An 8,391-nucleotide genomic window follows, 5' to 3' on the forward strand; every position below is an offset into this window, starting at 1 on the left:
CCGCCACCGGGTGGGTCGTGGTCAGCCAGGCGTTCCCCTTCGTGCTGGTCATCATCCCGCTGTTCCTGGTGCTGAAGAATCTGCGGCTGATCGACCGGCCGGCGCGCACCGGGGGCGTCAGCCCCGCGGCTTCTCGCGCATCTCGTACGTCGCGATGACGTCGTCGACCTTGATGTCGTTGAAGTTGCCGAGGTTGATACCGCCCTCGAACCCTTCGCGGATCTCGGTGACGTCGTCCTTGAAGCGACGCAGGCCCTCGATGGTGAGGTTCTCCGCGACCACCTTGCCGTCCCGGATGAGGCGGGCCTTGGTGTTGCGGCGCACCTCGCCGGAGCGGATGAGGACACCGGCGATGTTGCCCAGCTTGGACGACTTGAAGACCTCGCGGATCTCCGCCGTACCGAGCTCGACCTCTTCGTACTCCGGCTTGAGCATGCCCTTGAGGGCCGCCTCGATCTCCTCGATCGCCTGGTAGATGACCGAGTAGTACCGGACGTCGACGCCTTCGCGCTCCGCCATCTGCTGGGCACGCCCGGCAGCGCGGACGTTGAAGCCGATGACGATGGCGTCGGAGCCCATGGCCAGGTCGATGTCGGACTCCGTGACCGCACCGACGCCGCGGTGCAGGACGCGGATGTCGACCTCTTCGCCGACGTCCAGCTGGAGCAGGGAGGACTCGAGGGCCTCCACCGAACCGGAAGCGTCACCCTTGATGATCAGGTTCAGCTGCTGGACCTCGCCGGCCTTGAGGACCTTGTCCAGGTCCTCCAGGGACACGCGGCGCGTGCGCTTCGCGAAGGCCGCGTTGCGCTCACGGGCGGCGCGCTTCTCCGCGATCTGGCGGGCGGTGCGGTCCTCGTCGACGACGAGGAAGTTGTCGCCCGCACCCGGGACGTTGGTCAGGCCCAGGACCTGGACCGGCGTCGACGGGCCGGCCTCGGCGACGTTGTTGCCGTTGTCGTCGAGCATGGCGCGGACGCGGCCGTAGGCGTCGCCCACCACCATCGTGTCGCCGACCCGCAGGGTGCCTCGCTGGACGAGGACCGTCGCCACGGCGCCGCGGCCGCGGTCGAGGCGGGACTCGATCGAGATGCCCTGCGCGTCCTGATTCGGGTTGGCCCGCAGGTCGAGCGAGGCGTCGGCGGTGAGGATGACGGCCTCGAGGAGGTCGTCGATGTGCAGACCCTGCTTGGCGGAGATGTCGACGAACATGGTGTCGCCGCCGTACTCCTCGGCCACCAGGCCGTACTCGGTCAGCTGACCGCGCACCTTGGTCGGGTCGGCGCCCTCGACGTCGATCTTGTTGACCGCGACCACGATCGGCACGTCGGCGGCCTTGGCGTGGTTCAGCGCCTCGACCGTCTGCGGCATGACGCCGTCGTTGGCGGCGACGACCAGGATCGCGATGTCGGTCGACTTCGCACCGCGGGCACGCATGGCGGTGAACGCCTCGTGACCCGGGGTGTCGATGAAGGTGATCTTCCGCTCTTCGCCGTTGACCTCGGTCGCGACCTGGTAGGCACCGATGTGCTGGGTGATGCCGCCGGCCTCGCCCGCGATGACGTTCGTCTTGCGGATCGCGTCGAGCAGGCGGGTCTTGCCGTGGTCGACGTGACCCATGACGGTCACCACCGGCGGACGGACGACCAGGTCCTCCTCGGAGCCCTCGTCCTCGCCGAACTCGATGTCGAAGGACTCCAGGAGCTCGCGGTCCTCCTCCTCCGGGCTGACGATCTGAACCGTGTAGTTCATCTCGTCGGCGAGGAGCTGGAGGGTCTCGTCGGAGACGGACTGGGTCGCGGTGACCATCTCGCCGAGGTTCATCATGACCGCGACGAGGGACGCCGGGTTGGCGTTGATCTTCTCCGCGAAGTCGGTGAGCGACGCGCCGCGGGAGAGACGGATGGTCTCGCCGTTGCCGCGCGGCAGCATCACGCCGCCGACGCTCGGGGCCTGCATGGCCTCGTACTCCTGGCGACGCTGCCGCTTCGACTTGCGGCCACGACGCGCCGGACCGCCGGGACGGCCGAAGGCGCCCTGCGTGCCACCGCGGCCACCGGGACCGCCGGGACGGCCGCCGAAGCCGGGACGGCCACCGCCGCCACCGCCGGGACCGCCCGGACGGCCGGCGAAACCGCCGCCACCGCCACCGGGACCGCCCGGACGGCCGGCGAAGCCGCCACCGCCGCCACCGGGACGGCCGGCGAAGCCGCCGCCACCGGGACGACCGCCGCCGCCGGGACGACCGCCGGCGCCGGGACCGCGCCCGCCGCCGCCGGGGCCGGGACGCGGGCCCGCAGCGGGACGCTGCGGCATCATGCCGGGGTTCGGACGCGGACCGGCCGGGCCGGGACGCGGACCGCCCTGCGGGCGGGGCATGCCGGCCGGGGACGGCCGGGGACCGCCGGGAGCCTGCGGACGCGGACCGCCGCCCTGGGCGCCGGGCGCCTGCGGACGGGGACCCGCGCCGGGGGCGCCGGGGCCGCCGGGACGCGGGCCGCCCTGCGGGCGCGGGGCCTGCGGGCGGGCCATGCCGGTGGAGCCACCGGAGGTGAAGGGGTTGTTGCCCGGACGCGGACCGGCCGGACGGGCGCCCTGACGCGGGGCCTGGCCGCCGGGGCGGGCAGCGCCCTGACCCGGGCGGGGCGCCTGGCCCTGGCCGGGAGCCGGGCGGGAACCGCCGGGCTTGGGGGCGCCGGGGCGGGCGCCGGGACGCGGACCCTGGGCGGCCGGAGCCTGCGGGGCCTGCGCGGCGGGGGCGGCCGGCGGAGCGGTGAACTCCGGGGCGGCCGGGGCCGGACGCGGCGCGGGCTTGGGACCCGGCACCGGACGCGGCCCGGGGGCCGGCGCGGGCGCCGAGGGAGCCGACGAGGCGGCGGGCTGCTGGGCAGCGGGCGCCGTCGGGGGCTTGGGGGTGGCCGGCTTCGGAGCAGCCGGACGTGCCGCCTGCGCCGGGGAGGGCGCGGCGGGCTTGGGAGAGGCCTTGCGCGGGGCGGGCTTCGCGGCGGACCTGCCGCTGCCACCGCCCTGGAAGGCGTCGGTCAGCTTGCGTACAACCGGCGCTTCGATGGTCGAAGACGCCGAACGGACGAATTCACCGAGTTCCTGGAGCTTGGCCATGACGACCTTGCTCTCGACACCGAACTCCTTGGCGAGTTCGTAGACCCGGACCTTAGCCACTTCGCTCCTTTGAGGTCCGGGTTGAAGCCGGACCGTCGCTAGTTCATGGGCGTACTCATCGCGTACTCATCGAGTGCTCATCGCAATCTCGACCTGCTTTCGACTCGCGAGGTACCAGACCGCACGGGGTTCCGTGCGGCGCTTCTTACGGTGTTGCCTGCTCGGCAACTGTCGTCTGCTCGACGTATCGGCGCAACGCCTTTGTGTCGAGCGCTCCCGGGGCGCGCAGTGCCCGCGGGAACACCCGGCGGCGTACCGCCTGGTCGAGACAGACCAGGGCGGGATGCACATAGGCACCCCGGCCGGGCAGCGTACCGCGAGGATCGGGGACGCATGCGTCCTCCACCCTCACGACCCGCAAGAGATCGTTCTTGGCCGCCCGCTCCCGGCACCCCACACAGGTGCGTTCAGGGCATGCTCGGGTGTGCGTCCGGCCAGACACGGTTAAGTCTACCTCCCCGTACCGACCTCACCCCTTTGGGGCACGGATCGAACGGCTGTTGTCGTGAATCAAGCCACCGGCGGCTTGATCTATTCCCCGGCCTGCTCGGTGTCGGGCCGGATGTCGATCCGCCAGCCGGTGAGGCGGGCCGCGAGGCGGGCGTTCTGGCCCTCCTTGCCGATCGCCAGCGACAGCTGGTAGTCCGGCACGGTCACCCGGGCGGACCGGGCGGCCAGATCCACGACCTCGACCTTGTTCACCCGAGCGGGTGACAGGGCGTTCGCGACCATCTCCGCCGGGTCGTCCGACCAGTCGACGATGTCGATCTTCTCGCCGTTCAGCTCGCCCATCACGTTGCGCACCCGGCCGCCCATCGGGCCGATGCAGGCGCCCTTGGCGTTCAGGCCCGCACGGGTGGACCGCACGGCGATCTTGGTGCGGTGACCGGCCTCACGGGCGATCGCGGCGATCTCCACGGAGCCGTCGGCGATCTCCGGCACCTCCAGGGCGAAGAGCTTCTTCACCAGGTTCGGGTGCGTACGGGACAGGGTCACCGAGGGGCCGCGGACGCCCTTGGCCACCCGGACCACGTAGCTGCGCAGCCGCATGCCGTGCGGGTAGGTCTCGCCGGGCACCTGCTCCTGCACCGGCAGGATCGCCTCGAGCTTGCCGATGTCCACGAGGACGTTCTTCGGGTCGCGGCCCTGCTGGACCACACCGGTGACGATGTCGCCCTCGCGGCCGGCGTACTCGCCGAGCGTGGCGTCGTCCTCGGCGTCGCGCAGCCGCTGCAGGATCACCTGCTTGGCGGTGGTCGCCGCGATCCGGCCGAAGCCGGACGGGGTGTCGTCGAACTCACGGGGCTCCTGGCCCTCCGCGAGGTCCTCGGGGTCCTCCTTCGCCCACACGGTCACATGCCCGGTCTCCCGGTTGAGCTCCACGCGCGCGTGCCGGCGGCTTCCCTCGGTGCGGTGGTAGGCGATGAGGAGGGCCGACTCGATCGCCTCGACCAGCAGGTCGAAGGAGATCTCCTTCTCCCGGACCAAGCCCCGCAGGGCGCTCATGTCGATGTCCACGGCTACGCCTCCTCCTCTTCCTTCATGTCCTTCTCGCCGGCCGTGCGGCCGGCGCTGTCCTTGCGGTTGAACTCGACCTGCACCCGCGCCCTGGCGATGTCCGGGAAGGCGAGTCTGCGGGCGGTGGCCTTGCGGCCCTTCACCCCGGGCACCTCGACGTCGACGCCCTCGTCGTCGACCTTCAGGATCCGCGCGACCAGCTCGCCGCCCTCGGTCAGCTGGAACTTCACGAGCCGGTCGGTGGCGCGCACGAAGTGCCGGTGCTCGGTGAGGAGGCGCTCCGCGCCGGGGGTTCCGACCTCCAGGTCGTACGCGCCCTCGCCCATCGCGTCGGTCTCGTCGAGCTTCGCCGAGAGCGCACGGCTCACATCGGCGATGGCGTCCAGGTCCGCCCCGGTGTCGGAGTCGACGACCACGCGCAGCACCCGCTTGCGTCCGACCGAGTCCACGGCGATCTCTTCGAGATCCAGCCCCTGGGAGGTGACGAGCGGTTCGAGCAGCTCTCGCAGCCTCTCGTTCTGGGTGGTGCTCATCCGGGTGACTCCTCGGCCGCGTGTGCTGTTGTGGGATGGGTCGCGTGTCTGGTCAAAGGGTATCCGGTCGCCGGGGGTGATGCCGTCACGTGTGCCCCGGGCCCTCGGGCCGCACGCCCGGCAACCGGTGCCCGCGGCGCTCGGGCGCGGGCGGGCGGGGAGTGCGCCGGGGGCGGCCGGGCCGCGCCGCGCAGCCGGGCGCCGGCCCGGTCCGCGTCCCTGGTCGGCGGCCGTCCGGGCGGTCGAGCCGGTGACGCGCGTCCGGGGGGCGCGCGGGTACCGTGATCACGGGCGGGCCGCCGTTCCGCCCGAGTGTTCGTACGAGCCCCCCGAGGACGTCAGCCGTGCCGTATCCGCCGCCCTTGCGCACCCCGCCCGGGACGCGCAGAAGAACCCTGCTGGCCTCGGCCGCCGGCGCCGCCCTGCTGGCGGGCTGCTCGGCCGCCGGGGAGTCCGGCGGCGACGGCCCGTCGGCCGCCGACCGGGCCCGCGCGCGTGCGGCCCGGGACAGCCGGGAGTTGCTGGCGCGCTACGACGCCGCGCTCACCGCCCATCCCGGGCTCGCGGAGCTGCTGCGCCCGCTGCGGGCGCGGGTCGCGGCCCACGCGACGGCCTTCGCGGCCGGCACGCCGACGGCGTCCGCCACGGCCTCCGCGACCGTGTCCGCCACGGCCTCCCCCGCTCCTTCCGCCCCGGCGGGCGAGAAGGACGCCCTCGCCGGACTGGCCGCCGCCGAGCGGGCGCTCGCCGACCGGCGCGCCAAGGACCTGCTGCACGTGCCGGGCGAGCTGGCGCGGCTACTGGCGTCGGTCGCCGCGGCCGGAGCGGCGCACGCGTACCTGCTGACGGAGGGGGCCAGGTGAGCGACGGGACCGAGCGGGCCGCGAAGGCCGAGCTGACCGCGCTGCAGGCAGCGCTGGCGGCGGAGCACGCGGCCGTGTACGGGTACGGCGTCGTCGGCGGGCGGATCGACGAGCGGCGCCGGACCGAGGCGCGGGCGGCGTACGACGCCCACCGGGCGCGCCGGGACGCGCTGGTGCGCGCGGTGCGGGACCTGGGCGGCGCACCGGTCGCCGCGAGCGCCGGGTACGCGCTGCCGTTCCCGGTCCAAGACGGTGCCTCCGCGGTGCGGCTCGCGGCGCGGCTGGAGGAGCGGGTGGCCGGGGTCTACTCCGACCTGGTGCGGGCGACGAGCGGCGCGCGCAGGGCCGACGCCGCGGGGGCGCTGCGGGAGGCCGCGGTGCGGGCGGTGCGCTGGAGCGGGGAGAGCGTAGCCTTCCCTGGGCTCGCCGAGCGGTCCGGCGAGCAGGCGGGGGCGGCCGGGACGACCCCGTCGGCCCCGGCGTCGGCGACGGCGTCCCCGTAGCGGCCGGGGCGCGACCGGCGGACGGCACCGCAGGACAGCACCCGTGCAGGGACGGACAGGAAGGAACGACTCGCGCATGGCTTTCGAACCGCCGCAGCGCCTGGTGCGGGCGATCGGTGAGACGGCGCCGGCCGGCGACGACTGGCTGGCGCGGCTGCCCGCGACGGCCGAACGCGTCGTCGCGCGGCGCGGGTTGACCGTCGAGCGGGTCCAGGTGCCGGGCGGCCGCAGCAGCCTGGTGGCGCTGGTGCGGCGGGCGGACGGCACCCCGGCCGTGCTGAAGCTGGCCCCGCCGCGGGCCCGCCCGGAGAGCGAGCGGGCGGCGCTGGCGCACTGGGCCGGGCGGGGCGCCGTCCAGCTGCTGGAGTCGGACGCCGGGGACGCCGGGGACGCCGCGGAGGGAGTGCTGCTGCTGGAGCGGCTGCACCCGGACGTCTCGGTCCGGTCGCTGCCGGAGGCGAAGGCGCTGCTGGAGGCGGCGGGGACGCTGCGCAGGCTGTGGGTCGAGCCGCCGGCCGGTCCGGTGTTCGAGACCGTGGCGGAGCGCACCGCCCGGCAGGCGACGGCGATGCGGGCGGGCGCCGAGGCCGACCCGGAGGCGGCGGCGCTGGTGGAGGCGGCGCTCACGGCCCGTGCGGAGCTGCTGGCCGCGCCGCCCGAGCGGCTGCTGCTGCACGGCACGTTCCGGCAGAGCAAGGTGCTCGCCGGGGAGCGGATGCCCTGGCTCGCGGTGGGCCCCGACCCGGTGGTCGGCGAGTGCGCCTTCGACCTGGCCAGGCTGGTGCGGGACCGGGTGGAGGACCTGATCGCGGCGCCGTCCGGACCGGCCACGACCCGGCGCCGGATCAAGCGGCTCGCCGAGTCGCTGGAGGTGGACCAGGAGCGGCTGCGCGGCTGGACGTTGTTCCGGGCGGTGGAGTCGGGCATCCGGGCCCGGCGGGTGGGCCGCGAGAAGGACGCGGAACTGCTGCTGGAGTTCGCGGGCTGGCTCCAGTGACCTGAGTCAGGAACACCGAGATCCCGGACCGAGCCGAGTCCCGGCCGAACCTGCTCCCACCCGCTGCGGCGGAAGGCGATATGCACACCATCTCCGGGGGCGGATTCCGTTTCCTGGCGTCTCTTGTCGGGGCGGGCTTGTCGTCAGCCTGTCGAGCGCCTGCTCGTCGCCGTCGCCCAAGCGCGCGTACGTAGTACCCGATGATCTGTGCGGCATCCGCGTGACCGGTTCCCTGCTTAAGCCGCTGCTGCCTGCCGGCAAGGAGATCAGCGTCCAGCCGACGTCCGCGATCGGCGTCGAGCGGTGCCGGCTCCTGGTGGACGGGAAGACCGTCTTCTCCAGCAGCGCGCACTTTCATCGAGGGGTATGCGACTGCGGGCTATTTCCGAAGAGACAAGGTATATCCACCAGAGGTCGTATATATCGCGTAACGGGCGAGGGGAGGGAGACATCCCCCACCGCATTCTCAGGGACCGACAACCCAACTCCGGGACAGTCGCTCCAGCCTTGCCGGACAGTGCCGACGGGCCGACTGACGCTCGGGCGCCGCCTTTCACGCTGCCACATCGCACAGGCGGACACGGTGCAGTGTTCTCCTCAGCATTGCTAAGTTGACTCGATACCGCATAACACGGGGGAAGGAGTCCTTCCATGGCGTGGGACGAGTGGGAGCAGCTGAAGGCGCGGGCCGTTGAGCAGAGATCGACCCGCATGCGTGTCAATCACGTGCCGGCGGACGGCGGCGGTGCGGGCTCCGGGGACCTGGTGGTGCACCAGGACGACCTCGGTGCCGTCGG

General features: G+C 73.5%; 7 protein-coding genes and 1 pseudogene. 4 read left to right on the forward strand and 4 right to left on the reverse strand.

Going from position 1 to position 8,391, the window contains the following annotated elements; all coding sequences use genetic code 11:
- A pseudogene (locus ABZ261_RS29270) lies at nucleotides 1–95 on the forward strand (carbohydrate ABC transporter permease); the annotation flags it as partial.
- A gap of 22 nt (nucleotides 96–117) precedes the next feature.
- Here the strand turns inward: ABZ261_RS29270 and infB are convergent.
- The 4 genes from infB to rimP form a co-directional block, all read right to left on the reverse strand.
- Complete coding sequence (gene infB / locus ABZ261_RS29275) at nucleotides 118–3,180, reverse strand: translation initiation factor IF-2 (RefSeq protein ID WP_356864329.1); 3,063 nt, start codon at nucleotides 3,178–3,180, stop codon at nucleotides 118–120.
- A gap of 145 nt (nucleotides 3,181–3,325) precedes the next feature.
- Entirely contained in the window at nucleotides 3,326–3,622 is a 297-nt protein-coding gene (locus ABZ261_RS29280) for a YlxR family protein (protein ID WP_356864331.1), read from the reverse strand.
- A gap of 89 nt (nucleotides 3,623–3,711) precedes the next feature.
- Complete coding sequence (gene nusA / locus ABZ261_RS29285) at nucleotides 3,712–4,698, reverse strand: transcription termination factor NusA (RefSeq protein WP_356864333.1); 987 nt, start codon at nucleotides 4,696–4,698, stop codon at nucleotides 3,712–3,714.
- Nucleotides 4,699–4,700: 2 nt separating this feature from the next.
- The gene (rimP, locus tag ABZ261_RS29290) at nucleotides 4,701–5,231 is read right to left on the reverse strand and encodes a ribosome maturation factor RimP (protein ID WP_356864334.1); all 531 of its coding nucleotides are present in this window, start codon (nucleotides 5,229–5,231) and stop codon (nucleotides 4,701–4,703) included.
- A 344-nt stretch (nucleotides 5,232–5,575) separates the two neighbouring features.
- Here rimP and ABZ261_RS29295 point away from each other — a divergent pair, with 344 nt between their 5' ends.
- From ABZ261_RS29295 to ABZ261_RS29305, 3 genes are all read left to right on the forward strand, one after another.
- Nucleotides 5,576–6,094 (forward strand): hypothetical protein, encoded by a 519-nt coding sequence (locus ABZ261_RS29295; protein WP_356864336.1) that lies wholly within the window; start codon nucleotides 5,576–5,578, stop codon nucleotides 6,092–6,094.
- Nucleotides 6,091–6,597 (forward strand): ferritin-like domain-containing protein, encoded by a 507-nt coding sequence (locus ABZ261_RS29300; protein ID WP_356864338.1) that lies wholly within the window; start codon nucleotides 6,091–6,093, stop codon nucleotides 6,595–6,597. The genes ABZ261_RS29295 and ABZ261_RS29300 overlap by 4 nt, the downstream gene beginning before the upstream one ends.
- 76 nt (nucleotides 6,598–6,673) lie before the next feature.
- Nucleotides 6,674–7,594, forward strand: a complete 921-nt coding sequence (locus tag ABZ261_RS29305) for an aminoglycoside phosphotransferase family protein (protein WP_356864340.1) — start codon at nucleotides 6,674–6,676, stop codon at nucleotides 7,592–7,594.
- The last annotated feature ends 797 nt before the right edge of the window (nucleotides 7,595–8,391 follow it).

The organism is Streptomyces sp. NPDC006193 (assembly GCF_040613915.1).
GTDB lineage: Bacteria > Actinomycetota > Actinomycetes > Streptomycetales > Streptomycetaceae > Streptomyces.